Here is a 19,294-nt window from a genome sequence, read left to right as displayed (position 1 = left end):
CTGTTGTTGGCCGCGTGTCAACAAGTACGGTGGTCCGATGACCGCCCTGTCGCACCACCGTTCAGGCACGGGCGCCCCGCTCCTGCTCATCCACGGCATCGGCAGCCGCTGGCAACTGTGGCAGCCGCTCCTGCCCATGCTGTCCTTGCACTTCGACGTCGTCGCCCTCGACCTGCCGGGCTTCGGCGCCTCCCCGCTCGCGGGTTCCTCCTTCCCGTCCTCATCTTCTTTGTCCTCGTCCTCGGACGTGCCCGCTCTCGCCGATGCGGTGGAGGGTTCCGCCGCGTCGGTGTTTCCCGCATCGTCGGCGTTTTCGGGGTCGCAGTCGTTGGACGTGTCCGCTCCCGCCGATGCGGTTAAGGGTTCTGCCGCGTCGGTGTTTCCCGCGTCGTCGGCGCTTCCGGAATCTCAGTCGTTGGACGTGTCCACTCCCGCCGATGCGGTGGAGGGTTCCGCCGTGCCCGTGTTTCCCGCATCGTCGGCGTTTCCGGGGTCGCAGTCGTTGGATGTGCCCGCTCCCGCCGATGCGGTTAAGGGTTCTGCCGCGTCGGTGTTTCCCGCATCGTCGGCGTTTCCGGAGTCGCAGTCGTTGGACGTGTCCGCTCTCGCTGACGCGGTGGAGCGCTTCGCCGCGTCGGTGTTTCCCGCATCCTCGACGCTGCCAGGGTCCCCGTCGTTCCACGTCGCCGGCAGCTCGCTGGGTGGCGGCGTCGCCCTCGAACTAGGCCGCCGCGGGGTGGCCCGATCGGTGACCGCGTTCGCGCCGATTGGCTTCTGGGGCCCGATCTCCCGGCGGTGGTGCCAGGCGTCGGTGACCGGCGCACGCCTGCTCGGCAGGCTGGCCCGCCCAGCGCTGCCGCCCCTTGCCGCCACGGCGGCCGGCCGCCTGGTGCTGTTCGGCCTGTTCTTCGGTCACCCCGCCCGCCTCGACCCCGCGACGTGCCTCGCCGACGTCGACGCCCTCGTGGCAGCGCCGGGCTTCCCAGCCGCCCGGGCGGCGTTCGCCGGGCACCGGTTCCGCGACCCGGGCGCGCTGCCGGACATCCCAGTGACCGTGGCCTGGGGAAGCCGCGACGCGATCCTGCCCGCCTTCCAGGCCCGCCGCGCCGCCGCCGCGCTGCCCACCGCCCGCCACGTCCGCCTCCCCGGCTGCGGCCATCTCCCGTTCTCCGACGACCCTACATCCTGCGCAACCCTGATCCAGACCACCGCCACTTGAGGTACGGCACTGATCGCTGAGCGTCATGGCGCTGGACGCGGTGGTGGGCACCGTCGAGAATGGAGGGCAGCGCCTACCGGGGGGAGGCGGCACGTGCCAAGACCATGTTTCTCTTTGGAAGCACCAGATTCCAGTCCTCTTGTGCCGTTCGAGTCGATCGACTGGGACGCACGTTTCGCAGCGTCGCGGGCCGAGCGCCAGCGCCGGCGCGAGGAGCGGGCCCGGGTGCGGGCGGAGTTCGCAGAGGCTCGTGCCCACGGGCTGGCGGCCCGCCACGCGACGAAGCTGGCCCGGCTGCGCTCGGCCGAGGCGCTGTCAGCGTCGAACCGTCCCACAGCCACACCGACCGCTGATACCGGCCCAGCGCCAACCGCTCCAGCGTCTGTGCCTGCGTCTGTGCCTGCGTCTGTGCCTGCGTCCGCGTCTGTGCCTGCGTCCGCGTCTGTGCCTGCGTCCGTGTCTGTGCCTGCGTCCGTGTCTGTGCCTGCGTCCGTACCTGCCGATATGCCTGTGCGTCCGCCTGCGCCTACTCGCCGGCCTGCTCTGCCTGCGCGTCGGGCTCCGCTGCCTGCGCGGCCGGCTGCCACGCCTTCGTCTGCTCCTGTGCCTCCGCCCACGCGGCCAGCTCCAACGTCGTCTGATGCCAGGATCGTCGTCTCGAACGCCGCGACCGAGTCCCGCACATCTGTGGTTGACAGGGCGTCTGTGGTTGGTCGTGCTGCGCCTTCGTCTTCGTCCATGCGGTCGGCTCCTGCGCCGGCTGGTGCTGGAGTTGTCGGCTTGGGTGTCGTGACCGCGTCCCGAGCGTCTGTGGCTGGTCGCCCTGCTTCTGTGGCTTTGCCCACGCCGCCGACTCCAGCTCGTGTGGCTTTGCCCACGCGGCCGACTCCAGCTCGTGTGGCTTCGCTGGCGCGGTCGGCTCCAGCTCGTTCCGCTTCGCCCGCGCGGTCGGCTCCAACTCGTGTGGCTTCGTCGGTGCCGGCGGCTTCAACGCCTGTGTCTCCGCCCACGCGGCCGGCTCCAGCGTCGTCTGATGCCAGGGCCGTCGGCTCGAGCGCCGCGGCCACGCGCCGGGCGTCTGCGGTTGGTCGTGCTGCTCGTGTTCCTTCGCCTGGGCAGTTGGCTCCAACTGCTGCTCAACTGGGTTCGGACGCTGTGAGTCTGGTGGCCAGGATTGTTGGTGCCGAGGCCGGTCCCGTAGGCGCGGTTCCGATGCCTGCGCCTTCACCTGAGCGGGGAGTTGCAGCTCCTGCTCAGCCGGGTGTCGACGTCGGTGGCTCGGTTGCCAAACCTGCTGGGCCGGCTGCTGTGGCTGACGGTCAGGTTGCAGCGCCCGTTGGTCTGGCTCTCACGCCTGCTGGCGCGGTGCCGGGAGCAGGCACGGCTGAGTCAGAGGCAGCCGACGCCTCCGTGTCCGGCTTCAGCAGCATTCGGGCAACTCGGCGGCACCGTTCCAGGCAAGGCTTGCGCGCCAGCCGTCGACCTGGGCCGCCGGCACTCCGCAACGAGCACCTTGCGTGGGCCTCGGCCGACGGTCGTCGCGGCATTCCACCTCGGTGCAGTTGCATTGATCGCGCTTCGATTCCGGCCTGTCACGGGGTCATCTGTCCATCGGCTACGTTCCTGCAGTTCCTCGCCGCACGCTCTCCGCCCTAATTGCTTGCACGCCTGAGGTGACCCTGCCCGAGGTGGCGCAACTGCTTGCTGCCAGGCGGTGATGGCGCGCGCCTTCCGCACGTTTGTTGTGCCGCGCTGCCCGCGTCGGCCGCGCTGCCCGCGTCGGCCGCGCTGCCCGCGTCGGCCGCGCTGCCCGCGTCGGCCGCGCTGCCCGCGTCGGCCGCGCTGCCCGCGTCGCGCTGGCCCCGTGTCGCGCTGGCCCCGTGTCGCGCTGGCCCCGTGTCGCGCTGGCCCCGTGTCGCGCTGGCCCCGTGTCGCGCTGGCCCCGTGTCGCGCTGGCCCCGTGTCGCGCTGGCCCGTGTCGCGCTGGCCCCGTGTCGCGCTGGCGTGCTGGGCTGGGCTGCGCCGGGTCGTGTCGTGCTGCTCCGCGCCGGGTCGGGTCCGCGCTGGTGGTGTGGGAGGTGGTCGGCGCTGATCCGTTGTGGTTGATGTCAGGCGGCGGCGAGTTGGGTCGAGGGCGTCTGTGGTTTCGTCCTCTCGGTGGTGATGACGGTGCGCTGGGCCTCGGTGAGGATTTCAAGGCACACGTAGCGGCGGCCTTCGCTCCATTCGTCGGCTTGTTCGGCGAGGACGGCGCCGATCAGGCGGGTGATCGCGCGGACGGGAACCCCGACCCGCCATCGGACGGGTGAACGCTCATGATCGAAGGGCGGGTCTGGTCGCCCATGACCAGCGTCAACCTTCGATCACGGCCGCAAGATTGTTCGCTTGCTCGGGCCCAGCCCAAGTCCGGGCCGCGGCGACGTCAGCGTCGGCCTTGACATGCCGGCTCGGGGCCCTGTCCAGCGCGGCTCCGGCCGCGGCGTGTGTGGCGTGAGCATCGGCACGCCGGGGGTTGCCCGAAGCGGACCGGCCGACGGCACATGGACCTCGGCAGCGGGCGCACGGGCACGGCCGCAAGATTGTTCGCTAGCTCGGGCCGGCCCAAGCTCGGGCCGCCGTCGACGTCGGCGTCGGCCTTGACATGCCGGCTCGGGGCCCTGTCCAGCGCGGCTCCAGCCGCGGCGTCTGTTGGCGTGAGCATCGGCGCGCCGGGGGCTGACCGAAGCGGACAGGCCGGCGGCAAATCGACCTCGGCAGCGGGCGCACGGGCCTGGAACTGGTGGCCACAGTGCCGACGTCCGTGGTGGCGGCATCTCAGGGACGGGGCGCCGGCCGTTCGCTGTGGTGGACGCGAAACGTCACGAAGCGGGGTCAGGGACTGTCCGGTGCGGAAGGCGAAGGAAGCCCGCCCAAGGAAACGGAGCGAAGGCATCCGCACCGAACGTCGGGTCTGGCGCAGACCTCAATCGCCGGCTGGATCTCGGGCCGGGTCGGTGGAGCGGTCCCGGTATGTGGGCACTGCGGCTCGTGGGGCAACAGCACCTGTCTGGACGGTTGACAACCGGAGATGCGACTGCCTTCATAGACGTTACCACCGAAGAAACATCGTTCCACTCTGCGAAACGGCGACTGGATGCGGTGGGGCAGACCGCCGGAGCAAACACCAGAGAGGAAGCGGCAATTCGATGAAGACCCCCTCCAGGTTGGCGGCCGGGGCCCTGGGCCTCACCGCCGCCATCGCGCTCGGCAGCACCAGTGCCGAGGCGTACGGGCCCGCGGCGAACTCGCTCGGTTGTCGGCTGTACTTCAGCGACGCCGGCACCGGCACCTCGCCGACGACGTGGAACGACACGTTCGGGCTCACCCAGACGCCGGCCACGCCGTCGCCCGGGCAGACCGTCACCGTCACCTTCACCGCAGTGGCCGGACCCAACAACGGCCCGGTTCCGCTCAACGCGGGTGACGTGCCGGTCATCATCAAGTTGGCGCTCGGCGGGTCCCAGTCGGGCACCGTCACGCTCAACATGGCCACCTATCCGACCGCCGCGGCGGCCGCGGGTGCGCCGCTCGGCTCCATCACCGCGACCGGCACCTACGTGGCCGGCACGGCTGGGGCGGCGTCCCTCACCGTCACGCAGGCCGTGTTCAACAACGCGACCGCGAAGACGTACTGCTCTGGCCCGGGCGACCGGGACCACAAGGCCGCCCCGGCGGCGAGCACGATCGTCGAGAACTACAGCGTGTTCGGCGGCGGCACCAGCATCACCTCGGTCACCGGGCAGACCGTCACCAGCGCGGCGCGGGCGGGGAACACGATCAACTTCGCTGTGACCGGCCTGAACGCAAGTGCCACGCTGAGCGCGTCGCTGAAGAACGCGGGCGGCGGTGGCACCGCTGAAGGCAGCGGGGCCGGCACGACCGACGCCACGGGTGCGGGCACCGGGACGCTCGTCGTCCCGGCCGGCGCCACGACGGGGGCGCGGACGCTGTCCGTGTCCGACGGCACCAACACCGTCACCACGCCGATCACCATTCTCGGCGCACCGGCCATCTCCATCACCCCCGGTGGTGGCGGCGCGGGCACCGCGGTGGCGGTCAGTGGCACCAACTGGAACCCGGGAAGCACCGTTTCCATCCGGGGCTACAAGGCCGGCGCACCTCCGCCGCCGCCCACCGCGGACGCGGCGGTCACGGCGACGGCGAGCGCGACCGGCGCGATCAGCGGCTCGTTCACCGTCAACGACCCGACCACCGCCTACATCGGCGCGACGTCGGGCGCCGGGCCGAGCACCCTGTTCGCGGTCGCCACCTGGACGGCCTCGGCCGACTCCTGCGTGGCGAAGACCGGGCTGGCCACCACGGGTTCCTGCAACCTCTCCTACAACCTGTCCCAGACGGTCACGGCGGGCAACCTCGCGATGTCCCGCACGACCGGCTCGGGCAACGTCACGCTGAGCGGCGTCACGCTCAACGGGACCGTCCAGCACGGCACCGGCGCGCTCGCGCCGATCACCGTGACGGACTACCGGGGCAGCACCTTCGGCTGGAGCCTGGTCGGTGCGGTCACCGACTTCACCGGTACGCCGGGCGGCAGCATCGCGAAGGCGAACCTCACCTGGACCCCGACGTGTGTCGCCGCCGCAGGATCGACCAACGCGGTGACGGCGACGGCGGGTTCCGCGGGTGCGGTCGACGGTTCGACCCTGTGCTCGGCCCCGGCGAACGCGGCCGGCACGGGTGGCGGTTTCGACGCCGGCGCCGCGCTCGACCTGCAGATCCCGGCCAACCAACTGGCCGGCAGCTACACCGCGACGCTCACGATCACGCTGAGCTAGCAAACAGCCAGCAACGGCAACGCAGCCAGCGAAGGCAACGCAGCCAGCAACGGCAACGCAGCCAGCGAAGGCAACGCAGCCAGCGAAGGCAACGCAGCCAGCAAAGGCAACGCAGCCAGCGAGGGCAACGCAGCCGGCAACGGCAACGCAGCCAGCGAAGGCGAAGGGCAAACGAAGTGGGGGCCTGCCGGCCCCCACTTCCAAGCAGGAGGAACGACGTTGCGGAAATTGGTCATCGCGATCACGATCGCGATCTGCACCGCGCTCACCGGAGGCCCGGCGCACGCCGCCGACAACGGCGAGTGGTCGGTCAACCCGACCCCGCCCGCCGAGCCGGGACCCGCGCCCCGCCTGTACTTCTTCCTGGAATCACCGCCCGGCACCTCGGTGCAGGACTCGGTCCGCGTGACCAACCTCGCCGACCAGCCGCGCACCTTCCGCCTCTACGGCGCCGACGCCTACAACACCCCCAACGACGGCGGGTTCGGCCTGCGGACCCAGGACGCCACCAACACCGACATCGGCGCGTGGACGCGGGTCGGTGCCACGACGGTGACCGTACCCGCGAAATCCCAGGCCGACGTCCCCTTCGTCATCACCGTGCCCACCAACGCGACCCCCGGCGACCACGTCGGCGGGGTCGTCGCCATGGAGGAGCAGCCGGGCGCGACCACGAAGCAGAACGGCGTCGACGTCACCGTCCGCCGCGCCGTGGCCGCCCGCGTCTACCTGCGGGTCAGCGGACCGACCGTGCCCGGCCTGCGGATCGACGGCGTACAGACAAACAACGACACGCCCTGGCTGCCGACCACAGTGGACGGTTCATACTCGTACGACGTCGTCAACACCGGCAACCTGCACCTGCCGCCGACCCTCCAGGTCAAGGTCACGGGCCTGTTCGGTCACAAGATCCGGCAGCACGGCAGCACCCCGCAGATCGACCTCCTGCCCGGCGCGCGGACCCGCCTCGGCGGCACCATCAGCGGCGTGTGGCCGTTCGACGTGGTCACGACCTCGGTGACCGTCACCGCCGACGGCGGCGTGCGGGCCAGGGGCAAGGACACGACGGTGGTGGTCTCGTGGCCGACCCTCGCCGTCATCGTCGCCGCGATCGCATTGTTCATCTGGTACCGGCGGCGCCACGCCAAAGCCCACACCGCCAAGCCCCGCAGGCGACTGCCCGAACCGGTGACGGTGCGATGAGGCGGATTCTCACCGTCCTGTGTGGACTGCTGGTCGCCATCGGGCCGGCCGCACCGGCCCGAGCCGACGGCCTGACCGCGAGCCTCGGCGCCCCGTCGGCAAAGCCGGGCGCGACGCTGAAGGTCACCGGCGCCGGATGGCCGGCCGGGCAGCTGCTGCAGCTCGTCACCTGCGGGGAGCTCGCCATGACCGGCTCGGGCGCCTGCGACATGCGCGCGGCCCTCGCCACCCCGGCCAGGGCCGACGGCACGTTCAGCGTCGACATCCGGGTCGGTGACCCGCCGCGCCCGTGCCCGTGCGTCGTGCACGTCGCGCTCGTCGGCACCGGCGCCATCGGCCACGTCGACGTCCCGCTCGAGATTCCCGGTCACGCCACCGGCCCGGCCCCGACCGCGGCGAGCACCGTGGCGCGGCTCGACGTGGTGCGGATCCGCCTCGACGGCCGCCCGTCGTGGAGCGAATGGTTCGGCGCCAGGGCCGAACGCACCCTGGTCTACGAGGTCCGCAACCCGGGCGCGCAGAGCCTCCGCGAGCTGCCGCTCAACGTGCGCGTCGGCAAGGGCGGCGGCGACCCGACGGCCGCGCCGCGCTCCGGCGAGATCCGGCCCGGCGAGACCCGTGAGTACCGGGTGCCGGTGACGATCCCGTTCGCGGCGTTCGGCCGCTACCAGGTCCGCGCCGACATCGCCGGGCTCGGCGAGGCGTCCGTGGCCTACGACGCGTACCCGTGGGGGCTGTTCGCGCTCAACGCGATCGGAATCGCCCTCATCGTCCTCGGGGTCCACCGCCGGTTGCGGGCCTGGCGCCGCGCCGGTGACCCGGTCCCGCACAGCGACGACCCGTTGCTCCTGCCGCCGCTGGTACGGGTGCCCGCGCTCGGCGCCGTGCTCGTCTTCGACGATGCCCCGGGCGCGAAACGGCTCCGCCGGCGGGCGAGGGCCCAGATCAGCGCCGCGACCCTGCGCCGGCTGATCGGCGAACCGGACGGCGACGGCGGCACGGCGATCGTCGACCTCGCCGCCCTCGACGCCGTCCTGACCGGGGAACGCACCAAAGCTGATGTCCAGGAAACCACCCGGTCCGCCGTCGTGGACCTCGGCGAACTGGACGCGTACCTCGCCGGCCACGCGGACGCCGACGACTGGCGGGCCGCACTGCAGCGTCCACCACGGAAAGGCCGGTTCGGCCGGCAGAAGAGGAGCCCCGGTGCGGGTGCATGACTGGTCCCTCGCGCTGCGGGCGGGCATCGCGGCGGTCGCGGCCGTGGTGGCCTTCGCCGGCTGCTCGTCCGTGATGCCCGGCGCCCTGGACGGCGACGGCGCGGACGACGACGGCGCGCCGCGCACCGGTGCCGGCCCCGGCGTCACCGCCGACAGCGTCAAGGTGGTGTTCGTCGGCGTCGACCTCAAGGCCACCGCCAGCGTCACCGGGTTCAAGACCGCCGACGCCGGCGACCCGGCGCGCCAGGTCAAGGCCCTCGAGACGTGGGTCAACGCCAACGGCGGCATCGCCGGGCGCAAGATGGTCGCGGTCTACCGCAACTACGAGGCCGCCGACGACTCGCCAGCCGCCGAGGAACGGCTGTGCAACCAGATCACCCAGGACGACAAGGCGTTCGCGGTGGTGCTGACCGGGCAGTTCCAGAGCAACGCCCGCCCCTGCTACGCGTCCCGGCGCACGCTGGTGCTCGACGCGACCCTCGTCGCCAACGACCAGAGCACGTTCACGAAACTGGCGCCGTACCTGTGGTCGGCCAGCTACCCGGACTACGACGAGTTCGTCCGCGCGTTCCTCGGCAGCCTCGAGCAGCAGCAGTACTTCGCCGGCACGACCAAGGCCGGCGTCGTGGCCGCCGACACGCCCACGAACCGGACCGCGTACGAGCGGCTGGCCGTACCCGAGCTCAAACGCCTCAACGTGACACCCACGGTCGCCTGGATCGACACGACCGACCTGGGCACCCTCAACGCCGGGCTGAACCAGGCCGCGGTCGACTTCCGGGCCAAGGGCGTCGAGCGGGTGTTCTTCCTCGGCGGCGCGCGGATGGCGTCGTTCTTCCTCACCGTCGCCGCCGCGCAGAGCTTCACCGCCCGCTACGCACTGTCCAGTTTCGACAACCTGACCTTCCTGGTGAACAACCCGGCGACGATCCCGCGGGAAGGTCTGCAGGGCGCCGTCGGGATCGGGTTCAACCCCAGCCAGGACGTCCCGGACAGCGCGTATCCGTTCCCCGGCACCGACGCCGAACGCGCCTGCGTGGACATCTTCGCGGCCGACGGCCAGAAGTTCGCGACCCGGGAGAACGCCCGCGTCGCGTTCCCGTACTGCGACGCGGCGCTGCTGCTGCAGGCCGGCGCCCGCAACCTCGGCGCCGACCTCAACGCGTCGGCGTGGTCGCAGGCCGCCCGCGCCCTCGGCACGCAGTTCCGCCCCGCGACGGGGTTCGCGGGACTGCTCGGCCCGGGCCGGTTCTCGGCCGCGAACGGTTACCGCGCCATCGCGTACGACGGCGGCTGCGGCTGCTTCGCCTACCAGGGCGAGGAGGTGCCCTTTGCCGCCCGCTGACGCGCTGGCCTGCACCGGCGTCGACGCGGCCTACGGGCCGATCCAGGTCCTCTACGGCGTCGGCGTACGCGTCGCGGACGGCGAGATGGTCGGGCTGTGCGGCCCCAACGGCGTCGGCAAGACCACCCTCGTGCGGGTGCTCGCCGGCCTGCACCGCCCCGCGACCGGCCGGGTGCTGCTGGACGGGCGGGACATCACCGCGGTGCCGGCCGCCCGCCGGGTCCGGCTCGGCATGTCCACAGTGGTCGGTCAGCAGGCCTTCGGGTCGCTGACCGTGACGGAGAACCTGCGCATGTACGGGTACACGGTCAGCCGCCGCGACGGCCGCCTGCGCCGCGCGATCGACGGTGCGTTCGCGGTCTTCCCGCGCCTGTACGAGCGGCGCGACCAGCCCGCCTCGACCCTGTCCGGCGGTGAACGGCAGATGCTGGTCCTCGCCAAGACCCTCATCCAGCGGCCCCGGGTGCTGCTCATCGACGAGTTCTCCCTCGGCCTCGCCCCCGTCGTCGTCGGTGGGCTCCTGGAGATGGTCCGCCGGCTGAACCGGCTCGGCACCTCCCTGCTCGTGGTGGAGCAGTCGGTCAACGTCGCGCTGTCCCTGGTGGACCGCGTGTACTTCATGGAGAAGGGCACGATCGTCGCCGAGCACACCTCCGCCCACCTCGCCCAGCAGCCGGAACTGGTGCAGCAACTGATGCTGGGCGGGCACGCATGAGCGGCCCGCAGCGGAGCGAGGAGCCGCGAATCAGAGTTGCAGGTTGGAGCTCAGGCCGGCGCCGGAGCGCAGCGGAGGTGACGGCATGAGCGTATTGGGTTACGACTTCGGGCCGGACCGGATCCTGCTCGGCCTGTTCACCGGCCTCACGTATGCGCTGCTGGCCGTCGGCCTGGTGCTCGTGTACCGCTCCAGCCGGTTCGTCAACTTCGCGCACGGCTCCATCGGGGTGTTCGGCGCCGCCGTCCTCGGCCGGCTCGTGGCCGGGGAGGGCCTGCCGTACTGGGTGGCGTTCCCGGCCGCGATGGCGGTCGCCGCAGGTGTCGCGGCGGCCGTCGAGGCGGGCGTGGTCAGACGGCTGCGGCACCGTTCCCGGGTCATCGGCATGATCGCCACGCTCGGGCTGTCCCAGTTCATCCTCGTCGTGTCGCTGCTGGTGAACCGGCAGGGGGTCAGCGGCGCCACGTTCCCCCGCCCGCCGGGACTGCCCTCGTTCACGGTCGGGCGCACCCCGGTCGGGCCCGCGTTCACCGCGATGCTGATCCTGACCCCGCTGCTGCTCGTGGCGCTCGCGCTGTTCCTGAAGCAGTCGCGGCACGGCCTGGCCATCCGCGCCGCCGCCGACCAGCCGTCAGCCGCGCTGCTCGACGGGGTCGCCGCACCGCGGATGGCGACCGTCGCCTGGGCGATCGCCGGCGGCATCGCCGCCTTCTCCGCCATTCTCGTCACCCCCACCCAGGGTGCCCAGTCGATCGAGACCCTCGGACCGGACCTGCTGCTCAAGGGCCTGGCCGGCGCGGTCATCGCCCGGCTGTCGTCGATCCCGGTCGCGTTCGCCGCGTCGCTGGGCATCGGCGTGCTCGAACAGATCCTGCTGTCCGGGTCGTCCGGTGCCGGTGTGGTACAGGTCGTGCTCGGCGCGACGATCCTCATCGCCCTGCTGCGCCAGCCCCGCCTCGGCCGGCGCGACACCGACGACGGCGGCTGGGCGCGTTCCGGCGCCGGCGCACTGTCCGGGCCGTGGCCCGTGCGCCACCTCGGCCGGCTCACCGCCGGCGTCGGGTTCCTGCTCGCCGCGGCGCTCGCGTATCTGGTGGACAACCAGACGGCGTCGGCGCTGACCACGGTCGCCGGCTTCACCCTCGTCGCGCTGTCGGTGCTCGTCGTCACCGGCGTGGCCGGGGAGCTGTCCCTGGGCCAGTTCGCGTTCGCCGGCATCGGCGGCGCAGTGTCGGTGCGGGTCGCCGCGCATACCGGCAACTTCTTCGTCGGGGTGGTCGCCGGCTGCGCCGCGGCCGCGCTCGCCGCCGCCGCCGTCGGCGTGCCGGCGCTGCGGTTGCGGGGGCTCGCGCTGGCCGTCACCACCCTCGCGTTCGCCCTGGCGACCAGCACGTTCCTGCTGCGCCGGGACTGGCTGCTCGGCTCGGGGGTGGCCACCCCGAAACCGCGGTGGGCCGGCTACACCCTCGAGGTAGCCAAGGACTACTACCTGTTCGCCCTGCTCATGCTCGGACTCGGGCTGTGGCTGACCGCGAACCTGCGCCGCGGCGCGTTCGGCCGGCTGCTCACCGCCCTGCGCGACAACGAGGAGGCGGCCAGGGCGCTGACGGTGTCCGCGCCGCTGCGCAAGCTGCAGGCGTACGCGGTCGCCGGCGCCCTCGCCGGACTGGGCGGTGCCGTCATCGGCCACGGGCAGACGCAGCTCACCGTCAACAGCTTCCCGGCCGGGGCGAGCGTGGACGTCGTCGCGGTCACCGTCGTCGGCGGCATCGGGCTGCTCGGCGGGCCGCTGCTCGGCGCGCTCGTCATCGTCGGCATCCCCGCCTTCGTCGACCTCGGCATCGCCGGCCAGGCCGCGCTCACCCTCGCCTGGCTGCTCGTCGTCGTGCTGCTGCCCGGCGGGCTCGGCGGCCTGGTGGTGCGCGCCCGCGACCTCCTCGTGGCCCGCTGGACCAGACCACCGGCCGCCACCGCGGCGCCGCCGCCCGGCGACCCGGCGGCGGACGGTCCGCCGGGAGCCGCGACGGTGGACGGCGTGTTCGGCAAGGCGGTGGTGGACGGCCCGCCTGGAGCCGCCGCGGGCGGCGGCCTTGGAGACGCGGGGGGCGACGGACTGGCTGGAAGCGCGGCGGTGGCCGGCCGGCTCGGCGACGCGGTGGCGGAAGGCGTGTTCGGCAAGGCGATGGTGGACGGCCCGCCTGGAGCCGCGGCGGGCGACGGACTGGCTGGAGCCGTGGCGGTGGACGGCCGGCTCGGCGACGCGGTGGTGGACGGCGTGTTCGGCAAGGCGGTGGCGGATGGCCCGCCTGGAGCCGCGGTGGCGGACGGCCCGCCTGGAGGCGCGGCGGGCGACGGACTGGCTGGAGGTGCGGCGGCGAAAGCAGCACGGCCGCGCACGACGGCCGGGGGCCCGGCACGCCGCACGGCGGTGGACGGCATCCCGTCGCAGCGCGTGGGGGAAGGTGTCACCGGACGGCACGCGGCGCCGACGCTGCCGGCCCGCACCGGGCCCGTCAGGGCGCCCGCGCCCGGGGAACCGCTGCTGGTGGTGCGCGACATCGCCCGGTCGTTCGGCGGGGTCACGGCCGTCGCCGGGGTCCGCCTCGACGTCGAGGCCGGCGAGGTGCTCGGCATCATCGGCCCGAACGGCGCCGGAAAGACCACCCTGTTCGAGATCATCGCGGGATTCGTGCCCCCGGACGCCGGCACCGTCACGTTCGCCGGGCGGGACGTCACCCGCGCCACCCCCGAGCGCCGCGCGAAGCTCGGCCTGGTGAGGTCGTTTCAGGACGCGCGGCTCTTCGCCACGATGACCGTCCTGGAGACCGTGATGACCGCGGGGGAGCGGACCGCGCCGAGCGGGCTGCTCGCCTCCGCACTCGGTGCGCCCCTGGCCGAGCGGCGCAAGGCCGGACGGGCCCACGAGCTGATCGACCTGATGGGACTGTCCACAGTGGCCGGTTCGCTGGTCGGTGCGCTGTCCACCGGTACCCGGCGGATGGTTGAGATCACCTGCCTGCTCGCCCTCGAACCGGCGCTGCTGCTGCTGGACGAGCCGTCCTCGGGCGTTTCCCAGGCCGACGGCGCAGCGCTGGGCGACCTGCTGCTGCGCGTGCACCGCGAGCTCGGCACCACGTTGCTGGTCATCGAGCACGACCTGCCGCTGCTGTCCCGCCTCGCCACCCGGATGGTCGCTATGGAAAGCGGCCGCATCATCGCCGACGGCACCCCGGACGACGTCCGCGCCCACCCGGCGGTGGTGCGGTCCTACCTCGGCACCGACCTCGCCGCCGTCAACCGTTCCGGCGCAACGACATGAGCCGCCGTCAACCGTTCAGGCGCAACGACATGAGGAGAATTCCGATGCAACGACGGATCCCGACCCTGGCGGTGCTGGTCACGGCGGCACTCGCGGGGATCGTGCCGCTCGGCGCGGCGCCCGCGTGGGCCGCGCCCACGCTCACGGTCAGCAAGACCACCGGCCTGACCGATGGTGCCTCGGTGACCGTCGGCGGCAGCGGGTTCACCCCCAATCTCAAGCAGATCGCGGTCGGGCAGTGCATCGAGGAGGTGAAGGGCCCCACCGACTGCAACCTCGCCGGCGGCAGCCAGTTCGTCAACGCCGACGCCGCGGGCAAGCTGCCGACGGTGACGCTGAAACTGGCGCAGAAGTTCGGCACCTTCGACTGCACGAAGCGCACCTGCGTGATCGCGGCGCAGATCCTGCCGTCCGGCGGCAACGCCGGCGAGATCGCCGCGAACAAGGCGTCGGTGAAGCTCACCTTCGGCGCCGCCGCAGCCGCGACGACGACCCAGGCGGCGGCCGCCACGACGGAACCCACCGCGCTGCCGAAGACCGGGCCGGGCGACGAGCCGTTCGTGGTGCTGCTCGCCGGTTCGGCGCTGCTGACCCTCGGTGTCGGGCTGCTCGTCGTGCTGCCGGCCCGGCGGCGGCGGGCCCGTGCCGCGGAAGGGATGTGAGCACCGTGCGCCGCATCGCGACCGGAGCCGCCGTCGTGGCGGCCGTGGCACTCGTGGGCCTCGCCGTGCCCGCGCTCGCGGCCGACCCCGTCGCCGCGACCCTCGGCTGCCGGCTGTACTTCAGCGACGCCGGCACCGGCACCTCACCGACCAGCTGGAACGACACATTCACCCTCACCCAGTCCCCGGCCAGCCCGGCGGCCGGGCAGACGGTCACGGTCACCCTCGCCGCCGCGGCGGGCGTCACCAACGGCCCGGTGCCGCTGAACGCCGGTGACGTGCCGGTGCGGGTCACGGTCGCGGTCGGCGGCGCGCAGACCGGCAGCGTCACGCTCAATCAGACCGCGTACCCGGCCTCGGCGAAGGCGGCCGCGGTGCCGCTCGGCCCGATCAGCGCGACGGGCACGTACACCGCGACGACGGCCGGCACCGTGACGCTGACGGTCCGGCAGGTGGCGTTCGCCAACGTCACCGCGACGACGTACTGCTCGGCGACCGGCGACCGGGACCACAAGGCCGCGCCGGTGGACACCCCGATCACGCTGTCGTCCGTGGTGGCACCGGCTCCGTCGGGCTCGCCCTCACCCTCCGCGTCCCCGAGCCCCTCCGCAAGCCCGTCGGCGAGCCCGTCCGCAAGCCCGTCCGCGAGTTCGTCCGCGTCGAGCACCGAGGCGACCACCCCCGCGGAGACGTTCGGGCCCAAATCGGTGACGATGAAGTGCAAGACGCTCAGCACGATCCGCGACTGGACGGCCACGCACACGCTGAGCATGTCGCCCACCAATCCGGGGTACGGCGCGAACGTGACCATCACGTACACCTTCGACAACGGGGGGAAGAACGGCCCGGCGCCGATCACTGCGGGCGACCTCAAACCGACCGCGACCGTGAAGCTCAGCGGCGCCCAGACCGGCACGGTGAAGCTGGCCGGCCCGGCCTACGGCGCGATCGCGGCCCAGGCGACGGTGCCCGGTGCCACGCTCACCGGCCAGTTCACCGCCGGCACGCCCGGGCTGGTCACGCTGACGGTGGCGGACATCCTGTTCGACCACCCGCAGGTGGACACCGAGTGCAACAACGGCAGCGACCCGGTGACCGGGCCGGTGGACACGACGATCGTCGCCAAGTTCACCGTCAAGTCCACGGCCGCGACCGCCGCGGAGGCCGCCGGGCAGGCGCTGCCGAAGACCGGCGACGGCGGGATCCTGCCGGTGCTGCTGCTGTGGGGCACGGCACTGCTGCTGACCGGGGCCGGCGCCCTCGTCGTGCTGCCGGCCAGGGCCCGCCGCCGGGCCGCACCACCCACCGGACTCCCCGTGCGCGAATAGGGAACCGCTCCCGATGTCGGCGCGGCCGGCGGCGGCGAGGCTTGCCTCATCGCCGCCGGCACCGCGCCGCGGCAACGTTCAAGGGAGCACCACAGTGCAACGTTTCCTCGTCGAGCGTCAGATCGAGGGCGCCGCGAACCTTACGCCGGAGCAGCTGGCCGAGATCGCCAAGACGTCCAACGCGGCCGTCGCGTCGCTGGGTGTGCCGTACAACTGGGTGACCAGCTACGTCGCCGGTGACAAGATCTACTGCGTGCACGAGACCGAGGACGCGGAGACCATCCGGGAGCACGCCCGCCGCGGCGGCTTCCCGGCCGACCTGGTGTCGGTGGTCGCCAACGAGTTCGGCCCCCAGACGGCCGGATCGGCCTGACGGGTCGGCGGTCGCCGGGTCTTCCAGGCCCGGCGGCGCCGCTCGTGCCGCGGCGCTCGGGCGTCGGCGTGAGCCGATCCTGCGCTGCTGATGAGCGGTCCGGGACGCTGCGCTGGCCGCTCATGCCGCCGCCTGCGCTGCGCTCCGGTGTCGGCGTGAGCCGATCCTGCGCTGCTGATGAGCGGCCCGAGACGCTGCGCTGGCCGCTCATGCCGCCGCCTGCGCTGCGCTCGGGTGTCGGCGTGAGCCGATTCTGCGCTGCTGATGAGCGGCCCGGGACGCTGCGCTGTCCGCTCATACAATCACGACATGGACCTGTTCGAACGCGACGGCGAGCTCGTCGCGCTGTCGCGTGCGGTGGCCGCGGCGGCCGGGGGCACCGGCGCCGGGGTCGCGATCACCGGCGAGCCGGGTGCGGGCAAGTCCGCGCTCGTCGAGGTGGCCTGCGCCAGAGCGGCAGGCCTGCGGGTCCTGCGCGGCGGCTGCGACCCGTTGGTCACACCGCGGCCGCTCGGCCCGTTCCGGGACCTGATCCCCGGTCTGCGGCCGGCGGACCTGCACGACGCGCCGGCCGCGTGCGAGGCCGCCTACACGGCACTGCGCGCCGAACCCACCGTGCTGGTCGTCGAGGACGCGCACTGGATCGACGGCGCGTCGGTCGAGGTGCTGCGCTTCCTGGTGCGCCGGCTCGAGGTGCTGCCGTGCGCGCTGATCGTCACGTACCGCGACGAGGAGATCGGTGCCCAGCACCAGCTGCGCCCGCTGCTCGGCGACTTCGCCAAGTTCGGCGGCCTCAGCACGCTGCGCCTGCGCCCGCTCACCGTCGCCGGCGTGGCGCTGCTGCTGCGCGGCAGCGGCCTGGACGCCACCCAGGTGCACCCGCTGACCGGCGGCAACCCGTTCTTCGTCGCCGAGGTCGCGAAGGAACCCGGGCGGCCGCTGCCCGCGACCGTCCGCGACGCCGTCCTGGCCCGCACCGCCGGGATCGCCGCCGGTGATCTGGAGGTTCTGCAGCTGGTCGCGACCGCCCCGGACCGGCTCGCCGACCGGGTGCTGCCCACCCTCGGCGTGGACCTGCCGACGCTGCGGCGGCTGCACGACACCGGGCTGCTGCTGCGCGACTCCGGCCTGGTGTTCCGGCACGAGCTGGCCCGGCTCGCGCTGGAGAGCACGATCCCGGCCGGCGGCGCGGCCCGCCTGCACGCCCGGCTCCTCGAGGCCCTGGAACGCCTCGAACCGCGCGACCCGGCGGTGCTCACCCACCACGCGGTCGCCGCCGGTGACGCGTCCCGCGCGGCCCGCTACGCGCAGGACGCCGCGGTCGAGGCGGCCCGGGCCGGTGACCACACCGACGCGGTGGCGTTCCTGGAGATCGCGGTGGCCGGCGTGCACGGCGCCCCGCCCGGCGAGCGCGCCAAGGTGCTGACCCGGCTCGCGTACGAGCAGTACATGACGAGCCGCCTCGACCAGGCGATCGCCAGCGTCACCGCCACCTTCCCGCTCTGGCACGCGGCCGGCGACCGGGCCGGGCTCGCTGCGGCACACGAGTCGTGCGCGCTGTTCGAGTACTACCGCGGCCGCCGCGACGAGGCCGAACGCCACGCCGACCGGGCCGCGGCCGTCGCGCCGGAGCGTGGCGGCGCCCAGCACGGTGGCGCGCTGGTCACCTTGGGGTACCTCGCCTACCTCAAGAGCGACCAGGACATCGCCGGGCGGCTCTGCGCCGACGCCACCCGGATCGCCGAGGCCACCGGCGACGAGGCCCTGGGCCTGCGCAGCGCGGTCGTGCAGGCCGAGACCGGTCTCGGGCTCGCCGTGCCCGGCGCCCGCCGGCACCTGGTCACCCTGATCGAGGATGCCAAGGCCCACGGCCTCGATGAGCTCGCCTCCAGCGGCTACTCGAACCTCAGCTACCTCGACGTCGAGCAGCGCCGCCTCCGCGAGGCCGAACACGTCCTGGAGGAGTCCCTCGCGTTCACCGTCGCCCGTGACATCCCGATCTGCAACCACTGGCAGACCGCCGTCCGGGCCCGGCTGCGGTTCCTCGACGGCCGGTGGGGCGCCGCCGCCGAGGACGCCGCGGACGTCCTGGCCCGCGACGGCATGCCCCTCGCGACGCTGTGGCCGCACCTGATCAGCGCACTGCTGCCGCTGCGCCGCACCGGGGTCGTCAACGACCACCTCGACGCCGCCTGGGCCGTCGCCGAACGCCTCGACGAGCCGCTGCGCCGCCTGCCGGTGCTGTCCGCGCTCGCCGAGCGCATGTGGCTGACCGGCGTGCCGGATCCGCGGGTGACCGCGGCGCTGACCGTCACGCCCGCCACGGCCTGGGTCGCCGGGGACCTCGCCGTGTGGCTGCGCCGGCTCGGCCTCGCCGCAAACCACGTCGCCGCAGCCGTTGCCGTGGACCACGTCGCCGCAGGCGTTGCTGCGGGCCAGACCGCCGCGGGCGTTGCTGCGGGCCAGACCGCCGCGGGCGTTGCCGAGGACCACGTCGCTGCGGGCGTTGCTGCGGGCGAGACCGCCGCGGGCGTTGCTGCGGGCCAGATCGCCGCGGGCGTTGCTGCGGGCCAGATCGCCGCGGGCGTTGCTGCGGACCAGGTTGCCGCGGATCAGGTCGCCGAGCCGCACCGGCTCACGCTGGCCGGCCGGCACCGCGACGCGGCCGCGTGGTGGCGCCGCGCCGGCGCGCCGTTCGACGAGGCCATGGCGCTCGCCGACTCCCCCGACGTCGACGACCAGGTGCAGGCCATCGAACGCCTCGACCTGCTCGGCGCCACCGCCGTGGCCGACCGGCTCCGGCTGGACCTGCGCCGCCGCGGCGTCGCCCAGCTGCCGCAACGCCCCCGGACGGGCACCCGCGGCAACCCCGCCGGGCTCACCAACCGCCAGCTCGACGTGGCCAAACTCGTCGCCCGGGGACACACCAACGCCGAGATCGCCGGCAAGCTGTTCATCTCCGTCAAGACCGCCGACCACCATGTCTCCGCGGTGCTGACGAAGCTCGGCCTCGCCAACCGCCGCGCCGTCGTGGCCCACGCAGCGGAACTCAACCTGGCGTAGGGTCCTGTGCTC

The 19,294-nt window shown here is 73.3% G+C and carries 12 protein-coding genes and 1 pseudogene; 11 read left to right on the top strand and 2 right to left on the bottom strand.

The annotated features are described in order from the left end of the window. Positions 1-37: 37 nt before the first annotated feature. On the top strand, positions 38-1,219 hold the full coding sequence (locus ACFPIJ_RS25350; protein WP_380117876.1) for an alpha/beta fold hydrolase: 1,182 nt from the start codon (positions 38-40) through the stop codon (positions 1,217-1,219). A 2,108-nt stretch (positions 1,220-3,327) separates the two neighbouring features. On the opposite strand, the pseudogene ACFPIJ_RS25345 reads toward ACFPIJ_RS25350, so the two are convergent. After that, a pseudogene (locus tag ACFPIJ_RS25345) lies at positions 3,328-3,492 on the bottom strand (IS256 family transposase); the annotation flags it as partial. 912 nt (positions 3,493-4,404) lie between these two features. On the opposite strand from ACFPIJ_RS25345, the gene ACFPIJ_RS25340 reads away from it, so the two are divergent. Continuing rightward, on the top strand, positions 4,405-6,054 hold the full coding sequence (locus tag ACFPIJ_RS25340) for a hypothetical protein (RefSeq protein WP_380117875.1): 1,650 nt from the start codon (positions 4,405-4,407) through the stop codon (positions 6,052-6,054). Here the strand turns inward: ACFPIJ_RS25340 and ACFPIJ_RS25335 are convergent. Then, positions 6,051-6,314: a hypothetical protein gene (locus tag ACFPIJ_RS25335; RefSeq protein WP_380117873.1), complete on the bottom strand. Its 264-nt coding sequence runs from the start codon at positions 6,312-6,314 to the stop codon at positions 6,051-6,053. The genes ACFPIJ_RS25340 and ACFPIJ_RS25335 overlap by 4 nt on opposite strands. Between ACFPIJ_RS25335 and ACFPIJ_RS25330 the strand changes: the two genes are divergently transcribed. The 9 genes from ACFPIJ_RS25330 to ACFPIJ_RS25290 all read left to right on the top strand — a co-directional run bounded on the left by ACFPIJ_RS25330 (position 6,283) and on the right by ACFPIJ_RS25290 (position 19,282). Continuing rightward, on the top strand, positions 6,283-7,257 hold the full coding sequence (locus tag ACFPIJ_RS25330; RefSeq protein WP_380117871.1) for a WxL protein peptidoglycan domain-containing protein: 975 nt from the start codon (positions 6,283-6,285) through the stop codon (positions 7,255-7,257). The two genes, ACFPIJ_RS25335 and ACFPIJ_RS25330, sit on opposite strands and share 32 nt — an antisense overlap. Beyond that, positions 7,254-8,477 (top strand): hypothetical protein, encoded by a 1,224-nt coding sequence (locus ACFPIJ_RS25325; protein WP_380117869.1) that lies wholly within the window; start codon positions 7,254-7,256, stop codon positions 8,475-8,477. The genes ACFPIJ_RS25330 and ACFPIJ_RS25325 overlap by 4 nt, the downstream gene beginning before the upstream one ends. Further along, positions 8,464-9,822, top strand: a complete 1,359-nt coding sequence (locus tag ACFPIJ_RS25320) for a type 1 periplasmic-binding domain-containing protein (protein ID WP_380117867.1) — start codon at positions 8,464-8,466, stop codon at positions 9,820-9,822. The genes ACFPIJ_RS25325 and ACFPIJ_RS25320 overlap by 14 nt, the downstream gene beginning before the upstream one ends. Next, entirely contained in the window at positions 9,809-10,537 is a 729-nt protein-coding gene (locus ACFPIJ_RS25315; protein WP_380117865.1) for an ABC transporter ATP-binding protein, read from the top strand. The genes ACFPIJ_RS25320 and ACFPIJ_RS25315 overlap by 14 nt, the downstream gene beginning before the upstream one ends. Before the next feature lie 85 nt (positions 10,538-10,622). Continuing rightward, complete coding sequence (locus tag ACFPIJ_RS25310; RefSeq protein ID WP_380117863.1) at positions 10,623-13,856, top strand: ABC transporter permease subunit; 3,234 nt, start codon at positions 10,623-10,625, stop codon at positions 13,854-13,856. Between the two features lie 44 nt (positions 13,857-13,900). Next, on the top strand, positions 13,901-14,518 hold the full coding sequence (locus ACFPIJ_RS25305) for a neocarzinostatin apoprotein domain-containing protein (protein ID WP_380117861.1): 618 nt from the start codon (positions 13,901-13,903) through the stop codon (positions 14,516-14,518). Beyond that, positions 14,515-15,846 carry a hypothetical protein gene (locus ACFPIJ_RS25300; protein WP_380117859.1) on the top strand — a complete coding sequence of 444 codons (1,332 nt, stop codon included), beginning with the start codon at positions 14,515-14,517 and terminating at the stop codon, positions 15,844-15,846. The genes ACFPIJ_RS25305 and ACFPIJ_RS25300 overlap by 4 nt, the downstream gene beginning before the upstream one ends. Positions 15,847-15,940: 94 nt before the next feature. Further along, positions 15,941-16,219 carry a DUF4242 domain-containing protein gene (locus ACFPIJ_RS25295; RefSeq protein ID WP_380117857.1) on the top strand — a complete coding sequence of 93 codons (279 nt, stop codon included), beginning with the start codon at positions 15,941-15,943 and terminating at the stop codon, positions 16,217-16,219. Between the two features lie 309 nt (positions 16,220-16,528). Next, positions 16,529-19,282, top strand: coding sequence for a helix-turn-helix transcriptional regulator (locus ACFPIJ_RS25290; protein WP_380117855.1), 2,754 nt, complete (start codon positions 16,529-16,531; stop codon positions 19,280-19,282). Positions 19,283-19,294: the final 12 nt, after the last annotated feature.

Source organism: Dactylosporangium cerinum (assembly GCF_042653625.1).
GTDB classification, from domain to species: Bacteria; Actinomycetota; Actinomycetes; order Mycobacteriales; family Micromonosporaceae; genus Dactylosporangium; species Dactylosporangium cerinum.
This window is presented reverse-complemented; position numbering and strand designations above follow the sequence as displayed.